This is a genomic window from Yoonia sp. 67-2 (assembly GCF_035117555.1).
In the GTDB taxonomy this organism is placed as follows: domain Bacteria; phylum Pseudomonadota; class Alphaproteobacteria; order Rhodobacterales; family Rhodobacteraceae; genus Yoonia.
On sequence record NZ_JAYKPK010000009.1, the window covers coordinates 65978 to 90242 of the forward strand.

The 24265-nt window shown below is 60.6% G+C and carries 26 protein-coding genes; 8 read left to right on the forward strand and 18 right to left on the reverse strand.

Features of this window, described 5'->3' with window-relative positions:
• Nucleotides 1-58: 58 nt before the first annotated feature.
• Nucleotides 59-313 carry a GlsB/YeaQ/YmgE family stress response membrane protein gene (locus VOY09_RS14350; RefSeq protein ID WP_322894696.1) on the reverse strand — a complete coding sequence of 85 codons (255 nt, stop codon included), beginning with the start codon at nt 311-313 and terminating at the stop codon, nt 59-61.
• Nucleotides 314-605: 292 nt separating this feature from the next.
• Between VOY09_RS14350 and arsB the strand changes: the two genes are divergently transcribed.
• Complete coding sequence (gene arsB, locus VOY09_RS14355) at nt 606-1682, forward strand: ACR3 family arsenite efflux transporter (RefSeq protein ID WP_322894695.1); 1077 nt, start codon at nt 606-608, stop codon at nt 1680-1682.
• Nucleotides 1666-2820 carry a 3-hydroxy-D-aspartate aldolase BhcC gene (gene bhcC / locus VOY09_RS14360; protein ID WP_322894694.1) on the forward strand — a complete coding sequence of 385 codons (1155 nt, stop codon included), beginning with the start codon at nt 1666-1668 and terminating at the stop codon, nt 2818-2820. The genes arsB and bhcC overlap by 17 nt, the downstream gene beginning before the upstream one ends.
• Before the next feature lie 63 nt (nt 2821-2883).
• On the opposite strand, the gene VOY09_RS14365 is transcribed toward bhcC, so the two are convergent.
• Nucleotides 2884-3357, reverse strand: coding sequence for an ureidoglycolate lyase (locus VOY09_RS14365; protein ID WP_322894693.1), 474 nt, complete (start codon nt 3355-3357; stop codon nt 2884-2886).
• Nucleotides 3354-4754 (reverse strand): allantoinase PuuE, encoded by a 1401-nt coding sequence (puuE, locus tag VOY09_RS14370; RefSeq protein ID WP_322894692.1) that lies wholly within the window; start codon nt 4752-4754, stop codon nt 3354-3356. The genes VOY09_RS14365 and puuE overlap by 4 nt, the downstream gene beginning before the upstream one ends.
• Nucleotides 4755-4900: 146 nt before the next feature.
• Here puuE and VOY09_RS14375 point away from each other — a divergent pair, with 146 nt between their 5' ends.
• Entirely contained in the window at nt 4901-6124 is a 1224-nt protein-coding gene (locus VOY09_RS14375) for a urate hydroxylase PuuD (protein WP_322894691.1), read from the forward strand.
• A 58-nt stretch (nt 6125-6182) separates the two neighbouring features.
• On the opposite strand, the gene rpe is transcribed toward VOY09_RS14375, so the two are convergent.
• Complete coding sequence (gene rpe, locus VOY09_RS14380) at nt 6183-6869, reverse strand: ribulose-phosphate 3-epimerase (RefSeq protein WP_322894719.1); 687 nt, start codon at nt 6867-6869, stop codon at nt 6183-6185.
• Nucleotides 6870-6986: 117 nt separating this feature from the next.
• Here rpe and VOY09_RS14385 point away from each other — a divergent pair, with 117 nt between their 5' ends.
• From VOY09_RS14385 to VOY09_RS14395, 3 genes are read left to right on the forward strand one after another with little or no spacing between them, the layout of a single operon-like run.
• Entirely contained in the window at nt 6987-7820 is an 834-nt protein-coding gene (locus tag VOY09_RS14385; protein WP_322894690.1) for an AraC family transcriptional regulator, read from the forward strand.
• Nucleotides 7821-7880: 60 nt separating this feature from the next.
• On the forward strand, nt 7881-8855 hold the full coding sequence (gene deoC, locus VOY09_RS14390) for a deoxyribose-phosphate aldolase (RefSeq protein WP_322894689.1): 975 nt from the start codon (nt 7881-7883) through the stop codon (nt 8853-8855).
• 46 nt (nt 8856-8901) lie between these two features.
• A complete protein-coding gene (locus VOY09_RS14395) occupies nt 8902-11217 on the forward strand; it encodes an aldehyde dehydrogenase family protein (protein ID WP_322894688.1) in 2316 nt (771 codons plus the stop codon).
• A 1-nt stretch (nt 11218) separates the two neighbouring features.
• On the opposite strand, the gene VOY09_RS14400 is transcribed toward VOY09_RS14395, so the two are convergent.
• Nucleotides 11219-11878 carry a DUF1523 family protein gene (locus VOY09_RS14400; protein ID WP_322894687.1) on the reverse strand — a complete coding sequence of 220 codons (660 nt, stop codon included), beginning with the start codon at nt 11876-11878 and terminating at the stop codon, nt 11219-11221.
• Nucleotides 11879-11886: 8 nt separating this feature from the next.
• A complete protein-coding gene (locus tag VOY09_RS14405; RefSeq protein WP_322894686.1) occupies nt 11887-12162 on the reverse strand; it encodes a hypothetical protein in 276 nt (91 codons plus the stop codon).
• A gap of 144 nt (nt 12163-12306) precedes the next feature.
• Between VOY09_RS14405 and VOY09_RS14410 the strand changes: the two genes are divergently transcribed.
• Nucleotides 12307-12645, forward strand: coding sequence for a cupin domain-containing protein (locus VOY09_RS14410; RefSeq protein WP_416236753.1), 339 nt, complete (start codon nt 12307-12309; stop codon nt 12643-12645).
• Here the strand turns inward: VOY09_RS14410 and VOY09_RS14415 are convergent.
• The 6 genes from VOY09_RS14415 to def (VOY09_RS14440) all read right to left on the reverse strand — a co-directional run bounded on the left by VOY09_RS14415 (nt 12642) and on the right by def (VOY09_RS14440) (nt 17299).
• A complete protein-coding gene (locus VOY09_RS14415; RefSeq protein ID WP_322894684.1) occupies nt 12642-13454 on the reverse strand; it encodes a L,D-transpeptidase in 813 nt (270 codons plus the stop codon). The two genes, VOY09_RS14410 and VOY09_RS14415, sit on opposite strands and share 4 nt — an antisense overlap.
• Nucleotides 13455-13607: 153 nt before the next feature.
• On the reverse strand, nt 13608-14813 hold the full coding sequence (locus tag VOY09_RS14420; RefSeq protein WP_322894683.1) for an aminopeptidase P family protein: 1206 nt from the start codon (nt 14811-14813) through the stop codon (nt 13608-13610).
• A 78-nt stretch (nt 14814-14891) separates the two neighbouring features.
• Nucleotides 14892-15791, reverse strand: coding sequence for a methionyl-tRNA formyltransferase (gene fmt / locus VOY09_RS14425; RefSeq protein WP_322894682.1), 900 nt, complete (start codon nt 15789-15791; stop codon nt 14892-14894).
• 31 nt (nt 15792-15822) lie between these two features.
• Nucleotides 15823-16320 carry a peptide deformylase gene (gene def, locus VOY09_RS14430; protein WP_322894681.1) on the reverse strand — a complete coding sequence of 166 codons (498 nt, stop codon included), beginning with the start codon at nt 16318-16320 and terminating at the stop codon, nt 15823-15825.
• Entirely contained in the window at nt 16317-16775 is a 459-nt protein-coding gene (gene def, locus VOY09_RS14435; protein ID WP_322894680.1) for a peptide deformylase, read from the reverse strand. The genes def (VOY09_RS14430) and def (VOY09_RS14435) overlap by 4 nt, the downstream gene beginning before the upstream one ends.
• A 2-nt stretch (nt 16776-16777) precedes the next feature.
• Entirely contained in the window at nt 16778-17299 is a 522-nt protein-coding gene (def, locus tag VOY09_RS14440) for a peptide deformylase (protein WP_322894679.1), read from the reverse strand.
• Nucleotides 17300-17395: 96 nt separating this feature from the next.
• Here def (VOY09_RS14440) and VOY09_RS14445 point away from each other — a divergent pair, with 96 nt between their 5' ends.
• Nucleotides 17396-18568: a PatB family C-S lyase gene (locus VOY09_RS14445; RefSeq protein ID WP_322894678.1), complete on the forward strand. Its 1173-nt coding sequence runs from the start codon at nt 17396-17398 to the stop codon at nt 18566-18568.
• A 3-nt stretch (nt 18569-18571) separates the two neighbouring features.
• Here the strand turns inward: VOY09_RS14445 and VOY09_RS14450 are convergent, their stop codons facing one another.
• From VOY09_RS14450 to VOY09_RS14475, 6 genes are all read right to left on the reverse strand, one after another.
• Nucleotides 18572-18925 (reverse strand): hypothetical protein, encoded by a 354-nt coding sequence (locus VOY09_RS14450; protein WP_322894677.1) that lies wholly within the window; start codon nt 18923-18925, stop codon nt 18572-18574.
• 86 nt (nt 18926-19011) lie between these two features.
• Complete coding sequence (cobM, locus tag VOY09_RS14455) at nt 19012-19791, reverse strand: precorrin-4 C(11)-methyltransferase (RefSeq protein WP_322894676.1); 780 nt, start codon at nt 19789-19791, stop codon at nt 19012-19014.
• A 40-nt stretch (nt 19792-19831) separates the two neighbouring features.
• A complete protein-coding gene (gene cobJ, locus VOY09_RS14460; protein WP_322894675.1) occupies nt 19832-21640 on the reverse strand; it encodes a precorrin-3B C(17)-methyltransferase in 1809 nt (602 codons plus the stop codon).
• Complete coding sequence (gene cobI / locus VOY09_RS14465; protein WP_322894674.1) at nt 21631-22332, reverse strand: precorrin-2 C(20)-methyltransferase; 702 nt, start codon at nt 22330-22332, stop codon at nt 21631-21633. The genes cobJ and cobI overlap by 10 nt, the downstream gene beginning before the upstream one ends.
• Before the next feature lie 46 nt (nt 22333-22378).
• Entirely contained in the window at nt 22379-23581 is a 1203-nt protein-coding gene (gene cbiE / locus VOY09_RS14470) for a precorrin-6y C5,15-methyltransferase (decarboxylating) subunit CbiE (RefSeq protein WP_322894673.1), read from the reverse strand.
• Nucleotides 23574-24209, reverse strand: coding sequence for a precorrin-8X methylmutase (locus VOY09_RS14475; protein WP_322894672.1), 636 nt, complete (start codon nt 24207-24209; stop codon nt 23574-23576). Before VOY09_RS14475 ends, cbiE begins: the two co-directional genes overlap by 8 nt.
• Nucleotides 24210-24265: the final 56 nt, after the last annotated feature.

Sequence of the window (24265 nt, forward strand, 5' to 3'; positions counted from 1 at the left end):
GGGGAAGGGTGGCACATTCTGCTGGATGGCGCCGCGCAATCAGCACGGACCGCCGCAATCAGGCGCGTTTGATCAGACGGATCAGGAAGAGCAGGATAACCGCACCAATCGTCGCATGGATGATCGCACCGACGATGCCGCTGCCAATGCTCAATCCGATTTGCGGGAACAGGAAACTGGCGACAAAGGCACCAACGATCCCGACCACGATATTCCCCAACAAACCAAACCCAAACCCCTTGACGATCAAACCTGCCAGCCAACCGGCGATAGCACCAATGATCAGGGTGATCAGTAAACCTTCGAGTGTCATTCTTTGTGTCCTTCGCCCCACCATTGAAATTCACAGGTCAGTCACATACTGCCTGCCGCCGAACCGGATCAAAGAGCGGGGGTCTCTGCCGGTCTGCAACTCTGACTTTATCACAAACTACATGACGCCGGTGTTGCGATTTTTTGCGTCGCTTACATCCGGGCCGCGCTCATTAACGCAGCGCATCGCATTTGGTTCCATCACAGCTCTGCGCTTGTTGCACCGCATGCGGTTGACGCCTGCAGGCATGCGATCTACCGCTGTCCTCAAGGCCGCATGAAAGGACCAGCCCATGCCTGCATTTGAACGGTATCTTTCAATCTGGGTCGCGCTGGCGATTGTCGCAGGCATTGCGCTGGGTCAGATCGCGCCCGGGCTAGTGCGGTTTCTGGCGGGCCTTGAATATGGATCAGTGAATTTCGTCGTCGCCGTGCTGATCTGGGCGATGGTTTATCCGATGATGGTATCGGTGGATTTCCGATCCCTCGCCCGCGTGCATGAACGCCCCAAAGGCATGATTATCACGCTGGCGGTCAATTGGTTGATCAAACCTTTCACCATGGCGCTGCTGGGTGTCATCTTCTTTGACTATGTCTTTGCCCCCTTTATCGCACCCGGCACATCCGGCCAGTATATCGCGGGTCTGATCCTGCTGGGGGCGGCACCCTGCACGGCGATGGTCTTTGTCTGGTCCCAACTGACCAAAGGCGATCCGAATTACACGCTGGCGCAGGTGTCGCTGAACGATGCGATCATGGTCTTTGCCTATGCGCCCATCGTGGCGCTACTGCTTGGCGTCACGGATATCACTGTGCCATGGGAAACGCTGGTGCTGTCGGTCGTGCTTTATGTCGTGATCCCGCTTGGCGCCGGTATCCTGACGCGGGTCTGGATGACGCAGGGGGCAGCGGATACGGAACAGGTGATCAGCGCCTTCACCGCCCGTGTGAAACCTTTCTCGATCATCGGTCTGCTGGCGACGGTCATGTTGCTGTTTGGCTTTCAGGGCGAGGTGATCCTGTCCCAGCCTTTCATTATCCTGCTGATCGCGGTGCCGTTGCTCATTCAGTCCTATGGCATGTTCGCCATCGCCTATTGGGCGGCCAAGGCGTGGCGGGTGCCGCATAATATCGCCGCCCCCTGCGCGCTGATCGGGACGTCGAATTTCTTTGAACTGGCGGTGGCTGTGGCCATCGGGCTGTTCGGCCTGAATTCCATCGCGGCACTGGTGACTGTTGTCGGCGTGCTGGTCGAAGTGCCCGTGATGCTGACCCTCGTCTGGTTCGCCAATAGAACGCAGCATTGGTTTCCTGCGATGACCAAGACCGGACCTGTGGCGTCAGGGAGGAAGCATGATCAACCTGAATGAATATGACGTCGGCTATGACATCCCCGCCCTGCCCGGCATGGATGAAGCGGATATTCAGACACCATGTCTGGTGCTGGACCTTGATGCGCTGGAACGCAATATCCGCAAGATGGGCGATTTCGCGCGGTCTCACGGAATGCGCCACCGTGTGCATGGCAAGATGCATAAATCCGTGGACGTCGCCTTGCTGCAGGAAAAACTGGGCGGCGCGGTCGGTGTCTGCTGCCAGAAAGTGTCAGAGGCCGAGGTTTTCGCCCGTGGCGGTATCAAGGATCTGCTGATCAGCAATCAGGTCCGCGATCCGGCCAAGATCGACCGTCTCGCACGGATCCCCAAATTTGGCGCGCGCACGATCTGCTGCGTCGATGATCCCGACAATATTGGCGAATTGTCCGCCGCCGCGCAGAAACACGGCACGACCATCGACGTTCTTGTCGAAATCGACGTCGGCGCAGGCCGTTGTGGTGTCGCCTATGGCGCGCCCGTGGTCGCATTGGCCAAAGCCATCGCCGCCGCACCGGGGCTGACCTATGCGGGCATTCAGGCCTATCAAGGCGCGATGCAGCATCTGACGACCTACGAAGAACGGCAGGCCAAGGCCGAAAGGGTTGTCGACCAAGTCCGCGCGACGCTGGCGATGTTGCAAGCCGAAAGCATCGCATCCGAAATCGTCAGCGGTGGCGGCACCGGGTCTTACCGCTTTGAGGCCGCATCAGGCGTGTTCAACGAATTGCAATGCGGGTCCTATGCTTTCATGGATGCCGATTATGGCCGTGTGCTCGACAAGGACGGCAACAGGCTGGATCAGGGCGAATGGGAAAACGCCCTGTTCATCCTGACCTCGGTGATGAGCCATGTGAAGCCGGATATCGCCATCGTCGATGCCGGGCTGAAAGTGCAATCCGTCGACAGTGGGTTGCCGTTGATCCATGGCCGCGATGATCTGCGCTATACTCAATGTTCCGACGAACATGGCACGGTCGCCGATCCTCAGGGCGTGCTGAACATCAATGACCGGCTGAAACTGATCCCCGGCCATTGCGACCCGACCTGCAACCTGCATGATTGGTATGTCGGGCTGCGCGGCGGCAAAGTCGAGGTGGTCTGGCCGGTTTCTGCCCGTGGCAAAGCCTACTGACGTAGGCGCCTCCCGGCGGGGAGTATTTTTGGAAAAAAGAAGATGGGACGCGGGGGAAAGGTTTTAGCCCGCGATTACAAGGTAGGGGGTCGGGAAGTGATGTTCTTCCAGATTGGCACCATCTCCAATCCGGTCGATCACGGCGAAAAGGCCGGGACCTGACAAAGGCGTCAGCACGCCATGCCAGATGTTGCGGTGGATATTGATCCCCTCGCCCTTTGCTGTGAGGAAGACCTGCGGGATGAGATCATCGCCTGCGACCACGACCAGAAAGCCATCCATGCTCATCGGGATGAAAGCTTGCGAGCCCAAAGGATGCCGTTCGATCAGGTCGAGCTGATAGGGCAATTGCCGTAGCTCTGAACGGAACAGGCTGATGCCAACCTTGCCCTCCGTGACATCCACCTGCGCGCGGTCGTGGAACCGGCCACAAAGCCCGGCATTGATGATCTTGTCGGGCGCGCCGTCACAATTCAGCACATCGCCGAAAGGGGCGAAGTCGGCGGCGGTCAGGGGCCGTATCATGATATCCTTCATCGCGGCAGCATCGCGCGCAACCGGTGCAGCGCGATCCGTTCGACCTGATGGCAGGCCGTGGCCAGTTCGGTGGCGCGGTCGTTTTGCAGACGCGCGGTGAAGGCGGCCATGATCGACGCCTTGTCATTGTCGCGCACGGCGATGATGAAAGGAAAGCCAAATTTTGCGACATAGGCCGCGTTTTGCGCCTGAAACGCCGCCCGTTCCGCATCGGTCAGCGCATCAAGGCCCGCGCTGGCCTGTTCGGCGGTGCTGTCTGCGGTCAGCCGTTTGGCCGCCGCCAGCTTGCCTGCCAGATCGGGGTGGGCGTTGAGCACGCCAAGCCTTGCCTCATCGCTGGCGGAGCGGAAAATCCGGCAGAGCGCGCTGTGCAGGCCAAGGGCGGTGTCATGTGCTGGCCCCAGTTCCAGCCGATGCGCGGCTTCGGCTATCCAGGGCGAATGTTCAAAGACAGAACCATAGGCCGCAACGAAGGTCGAAAGCTCCATCTGCGAAGGGCGCGTGAACCGCTGATGCGGATGCTGGGCCGCCCAATGATCGGCGATCTGTTCACGTGTCGCGAACCAGACGCCATCGTGGGATTGGGCGTAGTCGATAAATTGCCGCAACGCCTCTGCCCGGCCCGGCCGGCCGATCAACCGGCAATGCAGCCCGATCGACAGCATCCGCCCGCCCTCGCGGTAGAGCGTATCGAAACTGGCCTTGAGATAATCCAGAAACTGCGCGCCCGCATTGAACCCCTGCGGCGTGGCGAAACGCATGTCATTGGCGTCGAGCGTATAGGGGACGATCAACTGGTCGCGGTCGCCCGCTTCCATCCAATAAGGCAGATCATCGGCATAGCTGTCGGCGATATAGGCGAATTGGCCCGTTTCGGCGGCAAGGCGAACGGTATTGACCGAACAGCGCCCGGTATACCAGCCGCGCGGGGCGGTGCCGGTGACTTCTTTATGCAGGCGGATCGCCTCAAGCATGTCAGCGCGTTCAATATTGTCCGGCGCGTCCTTGTATTCGATCCATTTCAAGCCGTGGCTCGCGATCTCCCACCCCGCATCCTGCATCGCGACGACCTGTTCGGGCGCGCGGGCGAGCGCGGTTGCCACGCCGTAAACCGTCACCGGCAGATCGGCCAGCATGCGGTGCAGGCGCCAGAACCCGGCGCGCGCGCCATATTCATAGATGCTTTCCATGTTCCAATGCCGCTGGCCGGGCCAGGGGGCGGCACCGACGATCTCTGAAAGGAAGGCTTCAGAGGCGGCATCGCTGTGCAGGATGTTATTCTCGCCGCCTTCCTCAAAATTCAGCACGATCTGCACGGCGATCCGCGCACCACCCGGCCAGTTGGCGGCGGGGGGCTCGGCACCATGGCCGATCATGTCACGAGGATAGCGTTGCATAGAAATGCTCCAAAACCGGGGCTGTCCCGGCTTTGTGCCGGAACATGCGGCACTTGTGCAAGCCGGGATCGGCATCGGGCATTTTCCGCTGGCGCAGTTGCGCGCGGAACGGCAAAGTCTGGTGTCAGCGATGAAAGGGATAGCAGATGTATGATGCGGTGATCTTGTGGGAATGGCTGGGTTTTGCCCTGCGCTGGCTGCATGTGATCACGGCGATTGCATGGATCGGATCATCGTTTTATTTTATCGCACTCGATCTGGGGCTGAACCGCAATATCGCAGGCCCTGCCGATGGTGAAGAATGGCAGGTCCATGGCGGCGGGTTCTATCATATCCAGAAATATCTGGTCGCCCCGGATGCGATGCCCGAACATCTGACCTGGTTCAAATGGGAAAGCTATGCGACCTGGCTGTCGGGTGCCGCGCTGCTTGCCGTGGTCTATTGGGTCGGAGCAGAATTATATCTGATCGACCCCGCGAAGGCAGATCTGGCGATCTGGCAGGGTATTATGATCTCTGCTCTGTCATTGGGCGTGGGCTGGATGATCTATGATCAGCTGTGCAAATCGCGCTTGGGTGACAAACCCACGGTGCTGATGATCCTGCTCTTCGTACTGCTGGTCGTCATGTCATGGGGCTATAACCAGATTTTCACCGGGCGCGCCGCCTTGCTGCATCTGGGTGCTTTCACGGCGACGATCATGACCGCCAATGTCTTTGTGATCATCATGCCGAACCAGCGGATCGTGGTCGCCGACCTCAAGGCCGGGCGCAAGCCGGACCCGAAATACGGCAAGATCGCCAAACTGCGCTCGACCCATAACAATTACCTCACATTGCCAGTGATCTTTTTGATGCTGTCGAACCATTATCCTTTGGCGTTTGGCACGCAATATGCCTGGATCATTGCCGCTTTGGTCTTCCTGATGGGGGTGACGATCCGGCATTATTTCAATTCGATGCATGCCCGCAAAGGCCGGCCCAATTGGACATGGGCCATCACGGTGATCATTTTCATCGTCATCGCATGGCTGTCCACCGCACCCGGTCACGACAGCTATGAAGAGGCAGAGACGCGCGCGCTGACCGCCTATGAACAACAATTTGCGGGTGCGGCGGGCTTTCAAGAGGCGCATGATATCGTGATCGGGCGCTGTTCGATGTGCCATGCGCGCGAACCGGTCTGGGGCAATATGCAATGGGCGCCCAAGGGCGTGTTTCTTGAAACGGAAGCAGACATCGCGCATCACGCCCGTGCGATTTATGTGCAATCGGGCATCAGCCACGCGATGCCGCCTGCCAATATCACGCAGATCCCAGATGCGGACCGCGCGACGCTCGCCGCCTGGTATCGCGCCGCGACAGAATAATCATCTTCCGAGTATAAATATCCGCGGGGGAGCCCGCAGGGCGGGGGCAGCCAGCCCCCTACGACGCCCGCGCCGCGTCGCGAATGGCGCGGATATTCGCGCCATATGGGGCCGGATCAGCCACCGACCCACCGCGGAACACCGCCGATCCTGCCACGAGCACATCGGCACCCGCCGCAGCGACCAAAGGTGCCGTCGCCGGATCAACCCCGCCATCAATCTCGATATGTATTGGCCGGTCGCCGATCATCGCGCGCAGCTGGCGGACTTTATCGACCTGAGAATGGATGAATTTCTGCCCGCCAAAGCCGGGGTTCACCGTCATCACACAGACCAGATCGACCATATCCAGCAGATATTCCACCGCAGCGGCGGGCGTTGCGGGGTTCAGGGCCACGCCCGCCTTCGCCCCCGATGCGCGGATCGCCTGCATGGTCCGGTGGATATGCGGCCCGGCCTCGACATGGGCGGTGATGATATCGGCGCCGGATTGCGCAAAAGCCTCAATATAGGCATCGACCGGGGCGATCATCAGATGCACATCCATCACGCCCTTGATATGGGGCCTGATCGCGGCACAGGTCGCGGGGCCAAAGGTGATATTGGGCACGAAATGCCCATCCATCACATCGACATGGACCCAATCGGCACCCTGCGCCTCGATCGCCTGACATTCGGCACCGAAATTGGCAAAATCGGCAGACAGGATCGACGGTGCGATCTTAATGGAACGGTCAAAAGTCATCTCATGGGCCCCTTTGTATGTTGCCAGCGGCATAAACCGGCCCAAGGCGCTTGTCACGCCACGATCCACGCGCGAATAAATGCTGCGCCGCAGCAAAAGCTGTGTTAGTTTGCCCTCATGAGCCTGATCCTGCGCCATGCCGATATTCTGCGCAAAGACGCGCAGGTCCATCTGACAAGGGCAACCTTGACGGCGGAACGTCCGCGCGCGTTGCATGGCCATGATTTTTACGAGCTGTTCTGGGTGCAGAACGGCAAGATCCGGCACCATCTGCCGGACGGCCCACAAACCCTTTCCGAAGGAACGATTGTGTTCCTCAGCCCCGGCCAGACCCATGCATTGCAAGGGCGCGGGGAACATGCGCTGGTGGTCTCGCTATGCATCCATCCCGCTTTGGTCAAATCGCTGCTGAAACGGCATCCGACGCTGAAAGGACATCTGTTCTGGTCCGAAACCGGCCTTGCCCAGCATCACCGCGATATGCGCGAACTGGCCGGTCTGAACCATGCAGCCGTGCAATTGGAACGCAGCCGCTGCGACACAATCGCGGCAGAGGCGTTTTTGCTGCCGCTTTGCGCCGAACTGACCGGTGACACTTATCCTGCTGGCGCACCGGATTGGCTGATCCGCGCCTGTCGCGCTGCACAAGACCCTGCCGTATTTCGAGAAGGGGCTGCCGGGTTGGTGGCGCAGGCGGGTAAGGCCCATCCGCATGTCAGCCGGAGCATGCGCAAATTCTATGGCCAGACGCCATCTGATTACATCAACCGCATTCGTATGGAACATGCCGCCCGCGCCCTGACCAGTGATGCCGAACCGATCAGCCAGATCGCTGTCGATTGCGGCATTCCGAATATGTCGCATTTTCACAAGTTATTCCGCGCCGCCTATGGCGATACCCCGCTGCAATATCGCCAGAAACTGCAACGTCAGGTCGTTCAGCCGACATAGCGTTTGACCAAGTGGTCAAAACTTGCCAAGTCATTTGCAAAGTGCCACGTTTCACTGGCAATGCAGGAGGCTCCCTTGCACATGACCACGACCTTGCCGCGCAATGACGGACTGCCGCTGGACCTTGATTGGGTCATGGCGATGCAGGCCAATACTTCCGCCATCGAACGGCGTGCGGCATCCCTGCCGGGGCGGCGCAGTGTGAAGAAAGATTACCAGGCGGCCTGGCTGTGCAAGGCGATCAGCCTGATGGACCTGACCACCCTGTCGGGTGATGACAGTGCAGGTCGTGTAGAGCGGCTTTGCGCCAAGGCGCGCCAGCCGGTACGGGCGGATATCCTTGAAGCCCTCGGAATGCAGGGGCTAACCACCGGCGCTGTCTGCGTTTACCATGATATGGTCGCGACGGCGGTTGCGGCGCTGGACGGGTCCGGTATTCCGGTTGCCGCCGTTTCCACCGGTTTTCCTGCTGGCCTGTCCCCCTTTCACCTGCGCATTGCCGAGATCGGCGAAAGTGTCGCCGCTGGCGCGCAAGAGATCGATATCGTCATCAGCCGTCGCCATGTGCTGACCGGCAATTGGCAGGCGCTATATGATGAAATGCGCGAAATGCGCGCCGCCTGTGGTGAGGCGCATGTGAAAGCGATCCTCGCCACGGGTGAGCTTGGCACTTTGCGCAATGTCGCGCGCGCCTCATTGGTCTGCATGATGGCGGGCGCGGATTTCATCAAGACCTCGACCGGCAAGGAACCTGTCAATGCGACCCTGCCCGTCACCCTGACGATGATCCGCGCGATCCGCGATTATTATGACCGCACGGGTATCAAGGTCGGCTACAAACCCGCAGGCGGGATCAGCAAGGCCAAGGATGCTTTGGTCTATCTGTCGATGATCAAGGACGAATTGGGCGACCGTTGGTTGCAGCCTGACCTGTTCCGCTTTGGCGCATCGAGCCTGTTGGGCGATATCGAACGGCAACTCGACCATTATGTCACCGGGGCTTATTCCGCCCAGTGGCGGCATGCCATCGGATAGGGCGGAATTTGAGTATTTTGAAAAAAGCGAGGGCAAGAGTTTCGCCATGAAGATCAAGGATATTTTCAATACCATGGACTACGGACCCGCCCCTGAAAGCAAGACCGAAGCGCTGGCTTGGATCGCCGAGCATGGCGGCATCGCGGGCCATTTCATCAATGGCAAATGGGCCGCCAAGCGCGATGATTTCGCGACAAACAACCCCGCGACCGGCGAGAAACTGGCCGGTGTGACCAAAGGCACGGCGGAGGAGATCGCCGCCGCGGTCAAGGCCGCGCGCAAGGCGCAGCCCGCATGGGCCAAATCAGGCCATAAACGCGCCCGCGTGATGTATGCGATCGCCCGGCTGATGCAGAAACATGCGCGTTTGCTGGCCGTGATGGAGAGCATGGATAACGGCAAACCGATCCGTGAGGCGCGTGATATAGACGTGCCTTTGGCGATCCGGCATTTCTATCATCACGCGGGCTATGCCCAGTTGATGCAGGATGAATTGCCCGGGCGCGAGGCTTTGGGTGTTTGCGGCCAGATCATCCCGTGGAATTTCCCGCTGCTGATGCTTGCGTGGAAAATCGCGCCCGCCTTGGCGATGGGCAACACAGTGGTGTTGAAACCTGCCGAATATACGCCCCTGACCGCGATGGTGTTCGCCGATATCTGCCTGCAGGCCGGTGTGCCTGCCGGTGTGGTCAATATCGTCACGGGTGACGGCGAAACCGGGGCGGCCTTGGTCAATGCTGCTGTCGATAAGATCGCCTTTACCGGATCGACTGAAGTGGGCCGCAAAATCCGCGAGGCGACCGCAGGATCGGGGAAAGCGCTGTCGCTCGAACTCGGCGGCAAATCGCCCTATATCGTCTTCGAGGATGCGGATATTGATTCAGCCGTCGAAGGGTTGGTCGATGCGATCTGGTTCAACCAAGGGCAGGTCTGCTGCGCCGGGTCGCGCCTGTTGGTGCAGGAAGGGATCGCGGAGCATTTCTATAAAAAGCTGAAATCCCGCATGGACGGGCTGCGCATCGGTGATCCTTTGGATAAATGCATTGATATCGGGGCCATTGTGGACCCGGTGCAGTTGGACCAGATCACCGCGATGGTCAGCGCCAATACCGAAGGTGAGACCTATCAGACCAAAGCGCCCAAGGGCTGTTTTTACCCGCCCACCCTGATCACCGGCCTGTCACCGGCATCGCATCTGATGCAGGAAGAAATCTTTGGCCCGGTGCTGGTCGCCACGACCTTCCGCACACCTGCCGAGGCGGTCGAGATTGCCAATAACAGCCGCTATGGCCTTGCCGCCTCGGTCTGGTCAGAGAATATCAACCTTGCGCTGGATATCGCGCCGAAACTGGCCGCCGGGATCGTCTGGATCAATGGCACCAATATGATGGATGCCGCTGCCGGTTTCGGTGGCGTGCGCGAAAGCGGCTTCGGGCGCGAAGGCGGCTGGGAAGGGTTGGCAGGCTATACCAAGCCCACAGGCAGCCCAAAGGCGCTGAAACCGACGGCTGCCTTTACCACGGTGGACGCCACCCCCGCCGATCCGCTGGACCGCACGGCGAAGCTTTATATCGGCGGCAAACAGGCGCGGCCCGATGGCGGCTATTCCAAACCCGTGTATAGCCCGCGCGGCAAATTGCTCGGCCATGTGTCAGAGGCGAACCGCAAAGACCTGCGCAACGCGGTCGAGGCGATGAATGCGACCAAAGGCTGGGCCAAGACCACCGGCCATCTGCGCGCGCAGATCCTGTATTACATCGCGGAAAACCTGTCGGCCCGCGCGGATGAACTGGCCAAACGGATCAAGGACGTGACCGGCACATCGGGCAGCGGCGAGGTGGAAGCGACGATTGAGGCTTTGTTCACCTATGCCGCCTGGGCCGATAAATATGATGGCAAAATCCACGGCGTGCCGTTGCGCGGCGTGGCGCTGGCCATGCACGAGGCGGTCGGCAATCTGGCCGTGTTTTGTGCCGATGACACACCGCTGCTGGGGCTGATCACGCCGATGGCTGCGGCGATCAGCATGGGCAACCGGGTGACTTTGGTGGCGTCAGAACCTTTCCCGCTGCTGGTGGCCGAAGTGTATCAGATCCTCGAAACCTCTGACCTGCCCGGGGGTGTCGTGAATATCCTGACCGGCGATCACAAGGATCTGGCGGGTCACGCCGCCAAACATCACGATATCGATGCGGTCTGGTCGTTTTCGGGTGCGGATATCTCTGCCACGATTGAGAAAGCCAGTGCGGGCAACCTCAAACGCACTTGGGTCAACAATGGCCGCGCCATCACCCCGACCGCGCGCGACTATCTGGCCGCCGCGACCGAGGTGAAGAATATCTGGATTCCCTACGGCGAATAGATCACTTGCGCCCGAACCAGCGTGACAACCGGCTGCGACGTTCGGCGATACCGGCCTGCGCCTCATCCATCCGGTGCCCGGCGGAATCCAGCACCGGATCGACCGCGCGTTCCCAGAACTGCCGCCACATCGCGCGCACGAACAGCATCGCGATCAGCAGGAAGATGAAGAAACCGATGTTGAACCATGGGATGATCGTGACATCAGGCCCTGCGATGGTCCGCATTTTCACAGCATTGGGGTAAGTGCTGAGCCAGCGGTTGCGCCAGCCGTAATGTGTGACAACAACCCATTCATCGCCGCGCGCCAGATTGGCGGCAACCGCCTGCAGATCAGCGGAATTGAACTTGAAATAAGGTGGCCAGATCCAGCCGGTATCTTCGTTGCGGTAGACCATGACCCGCGACGTATCGCGTTTGATGAATCCCAGCAGATATGTGCTTTGCTTTTGCGTGTTGATCAGGCGGAGATCGCGGGTGTCGGGGCTGACAGCGCCACTGTCGCTTTGCGCAAAGAAGATTCTGTTGAAGGAACTGAAATCAGTGCGGATCACCTCGGTCGAGGTGACTTTGACGATATCATGCTGCGGCAGGACATAATGCAGGAACAAGGCAAAAAACGCCAGGACCAGCAGACGAAGAACAAGTTTCACGCGGGCCATGACAAACCTCAGTTCATGTTGATCAGATAGGTGATGATTGCGATGGCCAGCATGGGCACCACATAGACCAGCCCGATCAGTCTGGGCCGGATCGAGCTGTTATAATCCCGCATCCCCTGCGCGATATAGGCATCGCGCGCGGCACGGTCGGTGCTGCCGGGGTTTTCGGCGTCAAATTCGTTTTCCAACCGTTCGCGGCGGACGGACCGGGAATAGATCGCAATCGACCAATAGATCACCGTCAGCGCGATGAAGCCGAAAATCACCAGTTTGATGAATGCCATCAGAGTTCCTTTGCTTGCCGAGCGGGCCCAAGCTGAATATGCACAGGCGGCGCGGGCCTTTACAACTCCCCGTGGTGCGAACCCCATCGTGCGAGTATAAAAATCCCGGCACGAGGCACGGACAGAACAGGAACAGCGATGTCACTGACCCATCTTCCCGTCAATCAGACCGGCGTAACCCCCGAAATCTCTCGCCCTGCCCCCGAAAAGCTGATCGCGGGCGATCCGGTCTTCACCACATGGAATATGGAAGATACCGGCGATCTGTTCGCGGGGATCTGGCAATCTACGCCGGGGAAATGGCGTGTAAGCTACGATGAATGGGAATATTTCACCCTGACCGCCGGCCATTCCATCCTGACCCCCGATGGTGATGTGCCGGTGATCCTGACCACCGGCACCCGCTACATCATCCGGCCGGGCTTTACCGGCACATGGGAGGTGATTGAAACCACCGTGAAGGATTATGTCATCCGGCTTTAGATCATGCCGGGGGACAAGGCATCGAAATCCGGTGGACGGTCGTTCGATTCGGCATCCGGACCCAGCAATTGTTCAGCCGGGATCATCGTCGGCGGCAATTCGATCCCGCGATTGTAGTTTTCAGGATCGACGCGCAGGGATTCCTCCGGGCTGCGGATCAGGACCGGCATCGGCGCTTCGATCTGATTATAGAGGTGGATGATGTCCTGATTGAACAACCGGATGCAGCCAGCAGAGCCGGAATTGCCGATGGATTGCAGATCATTCGTGCCGTGGATCCGGTAATAGGTATCGCGCCCGTTGCGGAAAAGATAGAGCGCGCGCGCACCAAGCGGGCTGCGTAGGCCGCCGGGGATACCGGCGCGGAAGTCGCCGTACACTTCGGGCTGGGTGCGCAGCATGTTCTGCGTCGGGGTCCAACCCGGCCATTGCCGTTTGAACTGCATCGTCGCCCGGCCACGGATCGAGGTGCCGGCACGGCCAACGCCCACAGGATAGCGGGTTGCAGTGCCGTCCGCCTTTACGTGATACAGAAACTTGGCATAGGGATCGACATCGATCGAATTCGGCGGTGCCTCGCCCTGATAGACCCCGGTCATGCGGCGGTTCACGCCTTCCAGATAGCGGCTGGGGATACCGGGCAGGTTGTAGCCTGCATCAAAGATCGGCTCATAGCCTTCGACCCATTCTTCACGCGCCGGCAATTCAGGTTCCGCTTCGGGCGGCATCTGCGGCGCGCAAGCAGCAGCAGTGCTTGCCAGCAACATAGCTCCAAAAGAGCGGCGACTGATATCGGTCAGCATGATCATCAGATTTCCTTCAATGTTTCACAGGGTGTTAGCACCTTCATCCCCGGTAACAACACTGATGACATGCCAATTTGCACGTGATCGACAAATTGTGACCGTAAGTGACAAAAGAAACGCCAAAACCTGTGTTTTGTTCCCGCGTTGGCACCCAAATCAGGCAATAATGTTGAATTCAGGGCCATAAGGATAGGCGGTGATATCCTGATTCCCTGTCTCGGTGATGACCAGAATGTCATGTTCGCGGTATCCACCCGCCCCCGGCTGACCTGCCGGGATGGTCAGCATCGGCTCCATCGAGATGACCATGCCGGGTTCCAGCACCGTCGGGATGTCTTCGCGCAGTTCCAGACCCGCTTCGCGCCCGTAATAATGCGACAGCAGGCCAAAGGAATGGCCATAGCCGAAGCTGCGGTATTGCAGCAGATCGCGGTCTTCAAGGAAGGCATTAATCTTGGCTGTCACCTCTGAACACACCGCGCCCGGGACCAGCAATGACATGCCATAGTCATGCGCGGCGATATTGGCCTGCCAGATCGCAAGGCTGGTTGGATCAGGTTCGCCCAGAAACAGGGTCCGTTCGAGCGCGGTGTAATAACCGCTGATCATCGGGAATGTGTTCAGCGACAGGATATCACCCTGTTCCAGCTTGCGCGATGTCACCGGATTATGCGCGCCATCGGTATTGATCCCCGATTGAAACCAGACCCATGTATCGCGGTATTCAGCATCGGGAAAGCGCGCGGCAATCTCCATCTCCATCGCGTTGCGGCCTGCCATGGCCACGTCAATTTCGCGCGCGCCCACTCTGATCGCCTCGCGGATCGCATGGCCGCCGATATCAGCCACCGCCGCCCCGGCGCGGATCAAATCAAGCTCTGCGGGCGATTTGCGCATCCGTTGCGCCATGGTCTGCGCTGCCAGATCAACCAGCCGTGCCGGTTGCAGATTGTCGCGAAGCGCCATGCGGATCGCGACGGTCAGGTGATCTGATTCGTAGCCCAGCACCTTGCCCAGCCCGGTGACCGACCGGACCGCACGCCAGAAATTACTGCGGTCCCAATCGGTATAGGTGATCGCATCGCCGTAAGACCGGCGCCACGGCTGGGCCGCATCAATCCCCGCGCTGATTGTCACGCAATCAGTTGGCGTCACGACCAACCCATATTGCCGCCCGAAGGCGCAATAAAGAAAACCGGAATAATAGGCGATATTCTGCATTGAGGTGAAGAGCACCGCCTCGACCCCCGCCTTTTCCATGATCGCACGCAGCCCTTCCAGCCGCGCCTCATATTCGGCAGGGGCAAAGGGCAGGGTCTTTTCGCCCTGGTGGAATTTGTAAAATTGCGGACGCGCTGTCATGGCAGGGCCTTTTCGGAAAGGTCCCGGCGTTCAGGACGGTTTGCAATTGCGCGACGACGCCATCGTCACATTCGAAAGCTAGACCAGCCTGCCACCCAGATCCAGCCCGCGCAACACCTCTGCCGCGGGCATCGCGCGTTTACCTTCGCGTTGGGCCTTGGTCACGGTGACCGCGCCGTCAGCACAGGCAATCGTGAAGCCCGACAAGACCGTGCCGGGGGCAGCAGTGCCGTGCGCAACCACAGCGCCCAGCAATTTCACCCGTTCACCCGCGACATCACACCAGGCACCCGGAAACGGCGACAGCCCGTTGATCTGGCGCGCGACCATCGTGGCAGGCTGGTGCCAATCCACCCGCGCCTCGGATTTATCGACCTTGCTGGCATAGGTGACGCCCTCTTCCGGCTGCGGTGCGGCTGTCAGCGCAGGCAAAAGGGTCAGTGCATCGACCACCAGCCGCGCGCCCAAAGCGGACAGGCGGTCATGCAGATCACCCGTCGTTTCAACGGGCGCGATATCTATCGCTTCACGCAGCAGGACAGGCCCGGTATCGAGCCCCGCCTCCATCTGCATGATGCACACACCCGTCTCGGTATCCCCCGCCATAATTGCCCGGTGGATCGGGGCGGCCCCGCGCCAGCGCGGCAAAAGCGAGGCATGGATGTTCAGACATCCCAGCCTAGGCGCATCCAGCACAGGTTGCGGCAAGATCAGACCATAGGCCACGACCACAGCGATATCGGCCTCAAGGGCGGCAAATTCCGCCTGCGCCTCGGCATTGCGCAGCGACACCGGATGGCGCACCGGCAGGCCCAAAGCCTCGGCCCGCGCATGCACCGCCTGTGGGCGGTCCTTTTTGCCGCGGCCCGCCGGGCGCGGCGGTTGGGTATAGACGGCGGCAATGTCGTGCCCGGCGGCGACCAGCGCCTCCAGCACCGGGACCGAAAATTCAGGCGTGCCCATAAAGATAATCCGCATGGTATCCGCTCCCCGTTGATTATTCACCGCATCAAACTGCGATTTTACGTGCTTTCTTGATCAGCATATCACGGCGCAGCTTGGTCAGCCGGTCAAAGAACATCTTGCCTGCCAGATGATCGACCTGATGCTGGACAGATGTCGCCCAAAGGCCGACAAAATCACGCTCTTCCACCGCGCCATCCGCATTCAGAAACCGCACCGTCACGGCGCGCGGGCGGCTCAGCTTGGCCCAGACGCCGGGCAGATTGGGCGAGCCTTCTTCATGGTCGCGAAATTCCACCGAACTGTGCAGGATTTCCGGGTTCGCCATGCGCACAGCCTGCCCCCGCGCGGTGGAGGCATCGACGACAGCCAAGGCCAACCCGATCCCCAGTTGCGGCGCGGCCAGACCGACACCGGGCATATTGTCCATGGCGAGGATCATTTCATCCCAGATCACGCGGATCTCATCCGTGATCTCGGCCACCGGGCTGGCGGCTTTGCGCAACACAGGATGCGGCCAGGGCACGAAAGGGCGGTGCGTCATTGCTCTGTCCCGATATCGGTGATCAGCACACCGTTCAGATGGTCGAATTCATGACAGATACAGATCGCCTCGATCCCGTCAAACCGGCCCTGCTGTGGCTGGCGATCCAGATCCTGCCATGCCAGATCAACCCATGTCGGGCGCGCAACGGAAAAACTGCGGTCAGGGATCGACAGGCAGCCTTCGGTCCCACGCGCCATCTCATCGCTTTGCGCCACGATCACGGGATTGATAAAGGCCTGCGGTGTCGGCTCCGCCTCTTTCCATGTCGTATCGATCACGAAAACCCGCTGCGACACGCCAACCTGCGGCGCGGCAAGGCCGCGACCGGGGGCGGCATAGATCAGGGCGAACATATCCTCGATCAGCCCCGCCAGACCGGCGTCAAAAGATGTCACAGGTGCCGCCACCGCGCGCAGCACCGGATCACCGTCAAAGCGCAGGTCCAATGCCACGCCTAGCCCCGCGCCATTTCGCGTTTCAGTTTCTGCATCTTGCGGGTGATCATCTGGCGTTTGAGCGGACCCAGATAATCAATGAAGAGCTTGCCATCCAGATGGTCAATCTCATGCTGCACACAGGTCGCCCATAACCCATCGAACCGTTCGCGTTGTAACTTGCCCGCAAGATCGGTCCATGACACCTCAACCTCGGTCGGGCGCTGCACCTCGGCAAATTGCTCGGGGATCGACAGACAGCCTTCCTCATAGATAGATTTTTCTTCCGAGGTCCAGATCACCTCTGGGTTGATCAGCACCATCGGTTGCGGCGTCGCCTCGGCATCCTTTTCGCAATCCATCACGATGACGCGGCGCATCACGGCGACCTGTGGCGCGGCCAGCCCGATGCCGGGTGCGTCATACATGGTTTCCAACATATCATCGGCCAGCCGCCGCAAATCGTCATCAATCGATGCGACCGGGGTGGTCACCTTTTTCAGGCGGGGATCGGGATGGATCAGGATGTTACGAATGCTCATGGCTGCGCATTTAGGCCGGGCTGCGTGAAAATGCAACGCAGAGTGCTTGCGCCTGACATATCGCACGATAGGCTGCGGCAAAGCAAAGGAAACGCCATGTCATTCAACACCCCCAACGACCGCCGTCACACCGCCTGCGCGAAATGGGACCTGATGGAAAAGATGTTTGACGTACCACAGGATGGCGGTCTGGCGATGTGGACTGCCGACAGCGATTACCCGACTGCGCCCTGCGTGCTGGCCGCCCTGCAACGCGCGGTCGATCACGGTGTTTTCGGCTATGGGATCGAGGATGCCAGCTATACCGGCGCCATCACATGGTGGATGCAGCACCGGCATGGCTGGCCGGTGGACCCTGATTGGATCCTGACCACCCAAGGTCTTGGCAATGCCATCGCGCTCTCGCTGGAGGTCTGGTCGAACCCCGGCGATGCCGCCGCGATCTTTACCCCGGTTTACCATGAATTCGCGCATAAGATCACCCGCGCAGGCCGTGTCGTGACCTCCTGCCCGCTTGCGCGTGATGGCGACACCTATGTGCTTGATCTGAATGATGCGCAGGCCCGGCTAACCGGCAAGGAAAAACTGCTGATCTGGTGTTCGCCGCAGAACCCATCGGGTCGGGTCTGGACAGCGGATGAACTGCGCGCAGTGGCCGATTTTGCCAAGCGCAACGGGATGCTGCTGATCTGCGATGAAATTCACCATGATCTGGTCTATGCGGGGCATACCTTCGTGCCGATGGCCGTCGCCGCACCCGATCATCTCGATAATATCGTCTTCCTGACCGCCGCCTCGAAAACCTTCAACATCGCAGGCCAGCGCACCGGCAATATGATCATCCCCGATCCGGCCTTGCGTCCGACCATGCAAAAGCGGCTGACCACGCTGGATTACCGCCCGTCCAGCCTTGGCGTCGCGATGATCACCGCCGCCTATTCACCCGAAGGTGCAGCTTGGGCCGATGCGCAGATGGCGCATCTGCAAACCAACCGCGATCTGTTCGATCAGGGCATGCAGGCGATCCCCGGTGTCTGGTCGATGCCTTTGCAATCAACCTATCTGGCCTGGGTGGATTTTTCCGGCACCGGCATGGACCCCGAAGAGGTTGCAGCCCGCATTCGCGACGATGCAAAGATTGCGGTGTCGCCAGGCCCGTCCTTCGGCGCAGGCGGTGAAAGCTTTATGCGGATCAACTTCGCCACGCAGCGCCATATCGTCGAAGAGGCTGTACAACGTCTGCAACACGCCTTCCGCGATCTGCAATGACGCCTAGCTTTGCTTTTCCAGAAACCCGGCTGGCACAAAGTCAGGATGCACATAATCCGCCGCGGGCCGGTCCGCGACGGGCGTCAGCCATTTGAATTCGAACACCCGTTCGCTGTCATCTTCAACGGCGGATACGACAAGGCATTGATACAAATGCTTTGGCCCGTCATAAATATCGACATGACCGCGCAATTTATCCGATCCCTGCAGGTCCAAAGCAAAGCCGCCATCCCACAGCCGCCGAATGCGATAAGTCGCATCCCCATCCTGTACCGACAAACGGTCCTTGCGGCGTAATGCGGCCTTGCGCGCGTCTTCCAGACCTTTGCGCACGGCCTCTGGTAAAAATGTATACATGCGATTCCCCCACTCAATGGGCTAAGTGTGCATCGGCAAACGTAAAATTCAAGTAAAGCTATCCGCCGCGCTGCAGCGTGTTGTGATCACACATCAGGGACCGGCTTGACGCGCGGGCGCAGCACATGCGGTTTGGCCGCGTCATACAGGGCTGAATCAGGAAAACCATGGCTGTCCGACAGCGCAGGCCCGACCATGATCAGCGCCGTGCGGGTGATTTTCGCCGCGCGCACTTGGGCATGAATGTCGCTGAGCGTTCCGCGCAAAATCATCTCATCCGGCCAGCCGACACGGTACACCACGGCTACCGGACAATCGGCACCATAAAACGGCACCAATTGCCGCTCGATCTCGCGCAAGGCCCTGATCCCCAGATGGATCGCCAAGGTCGCACCCGAACGCGCGAAATTCTCCAATGTCTCGCCCGCAGGCATGCCGGTTGATTTCATCGACATCCGGGTCAGGATGATCGATTGCGCCACTTCCGGCACGGTCAGTTCAGTGCCCAGCGCCGCCGCAGCAGCCGCATAGGCCGGCACACCGGGGATGATCTGATAATCGACCCCATCCGCCTTCAGCCGCCGGATCTGTTCGGCAATCGCGCCATAAAGCGACGGATCACCCGAATGCACGCGGGCCACATCCTGCCCCTTGGCATGGGCGTCCCTTATGATCCCATGCGTCTCATCCAATGTCATCGGTGCCGTATCCATCACCATGGCGTCATCCGGCGCGCAGGCCACAACAGCCTCCGGCACCAGTGACCCGGCATAGAGACAGACCGGACAGGCCCCAATCAACCGCGCTGCTTTCAGCGTCAGCAATTCCGGGTCACCCGGCCCCGCACCAATAAAATAAACCGTCATTTTCTTATTTCTCCAAATACTCCCGCCGGAGGCGGAACGTTCAGCCTGCCAGATCGCCATCCATCTTGCGCGCATAGCCGCGCGGCGTATACATCCGCGGCCCCGTGCCCAGCTGCGCCAGCTTTGAATGCGACGATCCCACCAGCACAACGGTCAGCATATCGACCTCATCCACATCCAGCTGATCCAACCGCCGATAGCGCACATGCTCCTCGGGTCGCCCAAGCGAGGACGCCAGCATCACCGGCGTATCGGCGGGACGGTGCTGCAACAGGATATCCCGCGCCTCGGCCAGCAAGGTCCGCCGTCGTTGCGACACAGGGTTATAAAAGGCGATCACAAAATCCCCCACGGCGGCGGCTTGCAACCGCTTGATAATATCCCCACGCGGCGTAAGCAGATCCGACAAGGATATCGCACAGAAATCATGCCCCAAAGGTGCGCCCGCCCGCGCCGCCGCCCCTTGCAAGGCAGAGACACCCGGTGAACATATCACCTCAACCCGGCGCGCGGCATCGGACACGCCCATCTGATCTGGCCCGCGATCCAGCAGTTCAAATACCAGCGCGCCCATCGCGTAAATCCCGGCATCGCCGGAACAGACAAGTGCGACATTCTTCCCGTTGCCCGCCTGCTCCAGCGCATAGCGGCAGCGATCTTCTTCGCCGCCCAGCGGAAAGTCAGATCGTTCTTTGCCCACAGCCAAAGGCCCGAGCAGATCGATATAAAGCCCGTAACCCACCAGTTCCTCGGCCTCGGCCACCAGCCGCGATACTTCAGGGGTGCGCCAGGATGCCTGACCGGGGCCAATGCCCACGACTGAAAGCCGCCCGCGCGCCCGGCCCGCCAATGCGGTGATCGGTGCAGGTGCCACCCCCAGCGCGCAGGTCGCATTGGCGGTCTTGCGCTTGGTGACCAGCAATGTCGCCTCCGGCCCCGCCTGCGCCAAAGCCGCCGCCTCGGCCACGCCATGTGTGCCGACCTCAGCGAAAACCACGTCAGAAGGATTGGCCAGACGCGGCGTCAGCGCCTCCAACGCCTCGGCCGCGAACAACCGCAGCGGTACGCCCAGTGCATCCGCCAGATCGATGATTGCAGGCTCATCGGCCTTCAGCGTGATCGTATTCACCGATTGCACCGCCTCTGGCGCGACACCGGCCTCGGCCAGCACGTCCGCAACAAGCGCTGCCATTTCAGCCGGGTCACAATCGCGCGCGCAGCCCAGCCCGAGCGTCAACCGCTGTGGGGCAAATTGCAGATGATCCGGGCCGAGATCACTCTGACGCTCCATCGTGCAAGACAGGCGTAGCCCATCTCCCTTCGGCAATTCCGCCAACCAAGGCACCTCGCCCGTCACCTGCGCCCCGTCGCCTGCCAACAATGCCGCCATCGCCCCTTTCGCGTCTGCACGATTGACGAGCCGCCAGCCGCTGGGTGGTTCATCCAGTGCCACGCCCAGCGCCACGTCGCCCGCCGTGGTGACAGCCGCAACAGCGCCCAAAGCACCGGCAATCTGCGCCGCCAGCCGGTTCGCGCCACGATGTCCACCGAGCAAAGGCACAACGACCGCGCCATCATCCGAAACCGCGATGACCGGCGGTTCTGCCGTCTTATCCGCCAGCAAAGGTGCCACCGCACGGATCAGAATACCCGCCGCACAGACGCCGACCACCGGCACGCCCGCCGCGAACAGATCACGCGCATGATCCAGCGCATTGGGGAAATAGGCATCCGCCCGGTCCACACGGCCCGCGCGGCCATGCACCTGCGCGCCCAAAATCGCGGCAACGCGATGCGCCACAGCTTCGCCTGACCGGGACAGGGCCAGAACAACAGGTTTCACAGCCATGGATCAGCCCCTTTGGTCAGTAAGATCATTGAAAAATAAGGTGCTTTGTCCGGCGCATCGGCCAATGGCAAGACTAACTCATCCGGCAAGGTCGCGCGTTCGACGTAAACCGCCATATCCGTCAGCCCCAGATCCTCAATCACCGCACGGATCTTTGCCAGATGCCGCCCGACCTTCATGATCACGACGCTTTCCGCACCCGCAATCCGGTCGCGCAATTCATCCTCGGGCAACGGCCCCGGCAGCACCGTCAGCCGTTCATTGCGCGCCACCAGCGGCTTGCCCGCCCGCGCCGCACAGGCGGTGACAGATGTGACACCCGGCACCACCTCGACCCGGTAGCGCCCGGACAGGCGCGCAAACAGATACATGAATGACCCGTAAAAGAACGGATCGCCCTCGCAGAGGCAGACAACATCCTGCCCGGCATCCAAGGCGGCAGCGATCTGCACAGCCCCCGCATCATAGGCCGCCTGTGCCGGTGCGCGCTCCACCGACATCGGCACATCCATCACAATCTCGCGGCAGCCGGGCGCAATCAGATCGGCCGCAATCGCGCGCGCGAAACTCGCAGCCCCCGCCAGTGTCGGGTAGGCCACAACAGCCGCGCCCTCAATCAACCGCGCCGCCCGCAGGGTGATCAGATCAGGCGCGCCGGGACCAACACCCACGCCGTAAAGCACGCCCGTCACCAGCCCCCCTCGCTTTGTTCAAAATACTCCCGCCGGAGGCATAAAATCATCTTTTCACAAGGCTCCATTGCGTCACCGGCATCAGCGGCCGCCACCCGGTCAACCGCCCTACGGGTTCGGCCCGTTGCACCGACAGTTTCACCAATTCCCCACCGTAAGCCTTGTGCAAGGCAATCAATTCCGCCTCGCTTTCAAGCGTCACCGCATTGGCCACCAACCGGCCCAAGGAACGCAAAGCTGCCCAGGCTGCCTCGAACGTCTCGCGGCTCAACCCGCCGCCGATGAAGATGGCATCAGGCGCGGCAAGACCGTCCAGCGCCTCCGGCACCATCCCGTCGATCAGTTCCAGCTTGGGCGCACCCAAAGCCAGCGCATTGGCGGCGGCAAAGGCGCGCCTGTCCGCGCGCGGTTCGATCCCGATGGCGCGCGCGTAACGTGCCGCGCGCATCCATTCGATTGCGACCGACCCGCAGCCACAGCCGATATCCCACAAGAGCGCCCCGCGCATCGGCATCAGCTTGGCAAGTGTCACGGCGCGGACCTCTTGCTTGGTCATCGTGCCGTCAGACTGGAACAGATCATCCGCCAGGCCCGGCACGCGCGGCAGCAAAGCCGCGTCAGGGGCGGCGATACAATCGACCGCCAGCGTATTGAAGGCAGGCACCTGATGCGCCCAGCTTTCGGCCAGCCCGTCAAAGCGCGCCTCATCCTTGCCACCCATCGCAGCCAGCACCGACATCCGCGACGCACCAAAGCCGCGCGCCGTCAGAAACGCGGCGATCTGGCCCGGCGTTTCTGCGCCTGTCGTCAGGATCAACAGCCGCGCGTCAGGCTGGATAAAGGCGATCATCTGCTCGACCGGGCGGCCATGCACGGTCAGCGTTTCGACATCGGCAAGTGACCAACCCATCCGCGCCGCAGCGAGTTGGAAGGCCGAGATTTGGGGGTGATAGACGATCTGTGCCGGATCAATCGCGCGCCCGATCCGCGCCCCGACCGAGAACCACAACGGGTCCCCCGTCGCCAGCACAACGACACGCCGCCCCTGCAATCCTTCAATCGTGGAAATCAACGCATCAAACGGATGCGGCCAGGCCAGCCTTTCGGCACCCAGATTTTCCGCCAACACATGATGGCGGTCGCCACCGATAATGACCTCCGCGGCTTCAAGCACCGCACGGGTGGCGGGCAACAGACCGTCCATCCCGTCTTCGCCAATACCGACGATATGCAACCAAGGATCAGACATCTTCCGGCAACCCCGCAGCCAAAGCGTTTACCGCAGCCGAGGCCATGGCCGACCCGCCACGCCTGCCGCGCAAGGCCACATAATCGCAGGCGCGCGGGTCGCGGGCAAGTTCCGCCTTGCTTTCGGCAGCTCCCACAAATCCGACCGGAAAGCCAAGGATCACCGCCGGTTTCGGCCAGCCTGCATCGAGCAATTCGAGCAGATGAAAAAGAGCCGTCGGCGCATTGCCGATAGCCACGACTGCGCCTGCGATCCGGTCGTGCCAAAGCTCCACCGCAGCGGCGGAACGCGTATTGCCGATATCCTGCGCCAGTCCCGGCACAGCGGGATCATTGAGGGTCACGATCACTTCGTTATCTGCAGGCAGATAGCGCCGGATGATCCCCGCCCCGACCATTTCGCAATCGCACAAAACCGGCGCACCGGCGCGCAAAGCGGCCTGCGCGACCTGCACGACGTCGGGAGAGTAAACCAGCCTGTCGGCAATCTCGACCATACCGCAAGCATGGATCAGCCGGGTCATCAGCGGATGCATCGCGGGCGGAAACCGCTCAAGCCGCGCCTCAGCCCGCAGGGTCGCGAAACTTTGGGCGTAGATCGCAGCGGGGTCTTTTTCATAGGGGCGCAAGAGCGGACCTTTCAGCGGGGCGAGAGGGCAGAGCCTCCGGCGGGAGTATTTGATAC

Bases quoted from the DNA above. Each gene is read 5' to 3' on its own strand.
- VOY09_RS14350 (WP_322894696.1), bottom strand. From the start codon at position 313: ATGACACTCGAAGGTTTACTGATCACCCTGATCATTGGTGCTATCGCC.
- arsB (WP_322894695.1), top strand. From the start codon at position 606: ATGCCTGCATTTGAACGGTATCTTTCAATCTGGGTCGCGCTGGCGATT.
- bhcC (WP_322894694.1), top strand. From the start codon at position 1,666: ATGATCAACCTGAATGAATATGACGTCGGCTATGACATCCCCGCCCTG.
- VOY09_RS14365 (WP_322894693.1), bottom strand. From the start codon at position 3,357: ATGAAGGATATCATGATACGGCCCCTGACCGCCGCCGACTTCGCCCCT.
- puuE (WP_322894692.1), bottom strand. From the start codon at position 4,754: ATGCAACGCTATCCTCGTGACATGATCGGCCATGGTGCCGAGCCCCCC.
- VOY09_RS14375 (WP_322894691.1), top strand. From the start codon at position 4,901: ATGTATGATGCGGTGATCTTGTGGGAATGGCTGGGTTTTGCCCTGCGC.
- rpe (WP_322894719.1), bottom strand. From the start codon at position 6,869: ATGACTTTTGACCGTTCCATTAAGATCGCACCGTCGATCCTGTCTGCC.
- VOY09_RS14385 (WP_322894690.1), top strand. From the start codon at position 6,987: ATGAGCCTGATCCTGCGCCATGCCGATATTCTGCGCAAAGACGCGCAG.
- deoC (WP_322894689.1), top strand. From the start codon at position 7,881: ATGCAGGAGGCTCCCTTGCACATGACCACGACCTTGCCGCGCAATGAC.
- VOY09_RS14395 (WP_322894688.1), top strand. From the start codon at position 8,902: ATGAAGATCAAGGATATTTTCAATACCATGGACTACGGACCCGCCCCT.
- VOY09_RS14400 (WP_322894687.1), bottom strand. From the start codon at position 11,878: ATGGCCCGCGTGAAACTTGTTCTTCGTCTGCTGGTCCTGGCGTTTTTT.
- VOY09_RS14405 (WP_322894686.1), bottom strand. From the start codon at position 12,162: ATGGCATTCATCAAACTGGTGATTTTCGGCTTCATCGCGCTGACGGTG.
- VOY09_RS14415 (WP_322894684.1), bottom strand. From the start codon at position 13,454: ATGATCATGCTGACCGATATCAGTCGCCGCTCTTTTGGAGCTATGTTG.
- VOY09_RS14420 (WP_322894683.1), bottom strand. From the start codon at position 14,813: ATGACAGCGCGTCCGCAATTTTACAAATTCCACCAGGGCGAAAAGACC.
- fmt (WP_322894682.1), bottom strand. From the start codon at position 15,791: ATGCGGATTATCTTTATGGGCACGCCTGAATTTTCGGTCCCGGTGCTG.
- def (WP_322894681.1), bottom strand. From the start codon at position 16,320: ATGACGCACCGCCCTTTCGTGCCCTGGCCGCATCCTGTGTTGCGCAAA.
- def (WP_322894679.1), bottom strand. From the start codon at position 17,299: ATGAGCATTCGTAACATCCTGATCCATCCCGATCCCCGCCTGAAAAAG.
- VOY09_RS14445 (WP_322894678.1), top strand. From the start codon at position 17,396: ATGTCATTCAACACCCCCAACGACCGCCGTCACACCGCCTGCGCGAAA.
- VOY09_RS14450 (WP_322894677.1), bottom strand. From the start codon at position 18,925: ATGTATACATTTTTACCAGAGGCCGTGCGCAAAGGTCTGGAAGACGCG.
- cobM (WP_322894676.1), bottom strand. From the start codon at position 19,791: ATGACGGTTTATTTTATTGGTGCGGGGCCGGGTGACCCGGAATTGCTG.
- cobJ (WP_322894675.1), bottom strand. From the start codon at position 21,640: ATGGCTGTGAAACCTGTTGTTCTGGCCCTGTCCCGGTCAGGCGAAGCT.
- cbiE (WP_322894673.1), bottom strand. From the start codon at position 23,581: ATGTCTGATCCTTGGTTGCATATCGTCGGTATTGGCGAAGACGGGATG.